Source organism: Streptomyces sp. NPDC021115 (assembly GCF_044333065.1).
In the GTDB taxonomy this organism is placed as follows: Bacteria; Actinomycetota; Actinomycetes; order Streptomycetales; family Streptomycetaceae; genus Streptomyces.
The window spans coordinates 1-1689 of the sequence record NZ_JBIRQF010000064.1; the positions used below are offsets into that span (position 1 = coordinate 1).

At 70.2% G+C, this 1689-nt stretch carries 1 protein-coding gene; it reads left to right on the forward strand.

Going from position 1 to position 1689, the window contains the following annotated elements:
- Positions 1-1689, forward strand: a 1689-nt coding sequence (locus ACH4TL_RS45790) for an amino acid adenylation domain-containing protein (RefSeq protein ID WP_398425556.1), incomplete at both ends; no start/stop codon positions are given.

The window sequence follows — 1689 nt, forward strand, 5'->3', positions numbered from 1 at the left end:
GTGGGTACGGCTGCTGGAGCAGGTGACCACGGATCCGGAGGCGCCGGTCAGCCGGGCCGACATCCTCACCCCCGACGAACGCCACCAACTCCTGCCGGAGCGGGACGACACCGGCCGGCCCGCGCGAAGCCTGGTCGCGGCATTCCGGGCGCAGGTCGAGCGGGCTCCGGACGCCGTCGCGGTCGTCGCCGACGGCACTCGGCTCACCTACGCCCAACTCGACCAGCGGGCCGACCGCCTCGCTCGGGAACTGATCGGTCGTGGGGTCGGCACGGAACGGCTGGTGGCCGTCGCCATGCCGCGGTCGATCGGCTTCGTGGTCGCGGTGCTGGCCGTGATCAAGGCGGGCGGCATGTATCTGTCGCTCGATGCCCGTTACCCGGAGAGTCAGGTGCGCGGGATGTGGGCGGACAACAGCGTCGGCCTGCTACTGACCGACTCGCTGACCCGGGCCCCGGCCTTCGTACCCCGGGACCAGGTGCTGCTCGTCCAGGAGGAGGCCGCGCAGGTCCTGGCCCAGCCGTCCGGTGTGTCGCCTGACCCCGAACAACTCGCCTGCGTCATCTACACGTCCGGGTCCACCGGCACCCCGAAGGGCATCGGGCTCACCCACGCCGACATCACCTCCCTGGCCGAGGACCCGGCGGTGGGAAGGTACCCCGCACGGGTGCTCCTGCACTCGCCGACCGCCTGGGACGCCCTGCCGTTCGAACTCTGGATGCCCCTTCTGCAGGGCGGACAGGTGGTCATCGCCCCTGACGTGCCGCTCGACGGACCGCATCTGCGGGACATCATCAGCGACCACGGCATCACCTCCATGTGGATCACCGCAGGGCTGTTCAAGGCACTGGCCGAGGAGTATCCCAACACCTTCGCACCCATGAGCCAGGTCTTCACCGGCGGCGAGGTCGTCCCGCCGGACGCGGTACGACGCGTCATGGCGGCCTGCCCGGCCCTCACCGTGGTCAACGGCTACGGACCGGGCGAGACCACCACCTTCGCCACACTCCACGAGATGGCGCCCGGCCATGATCCCGAGCCCTCCCTCCCGATTGGCCTGCCGATCTCCGACAAGCAGGTCTACGTCCTCGACGAGCACCTCGGCCTGATGCCGCCCGGCGTGGTGGGCGAGCTCTATGTCACCGGCGCCGGAATGGCCCGGGGCTACCTGGGACAACCGGGCATGAGCGCCCAGCGCTTCGTGGCGAACCCGTACGGTCCCGCAGGCACGCGCATGTACCGCACGGGAGACCTCGCTCGCTGGAACAAGGACGGTCGGCTGGAGTTCGCCGGCCGGGCCGACCAACAGGTCAAGGTCCGGGGCTTCCGCATCGAGCCCGGCGAGATCGAGTCGGGGCTGCGGCGATGCGGTGGCGTGGCCCACGCCACCGTCGTCGTCCACACCGTCCGGGAAGACGACGTCCGCCTCGTCGCCTACGTGGTGACCGAGCCCGATACCGAGTTTGCCCCCTCCGCCGTCGCCGAGGAACTGCGCGGGCAACTGCCTGAGTACATGATCCCCTCGCTGATCACCGCTGTCCCCGCCATACCCTTGACGCCGAACGGGAAGGTGGATCGGGGTGCGTTGCCGGTTCCTGATTTCGGGGTGTTGGTGTCGGCGGGGGGCCGGGAGCCTCGTTCGGCGCGTGAGGTGGCGTTGTGCGGGGTGTTCGCGGAGGTGTTGGGGGT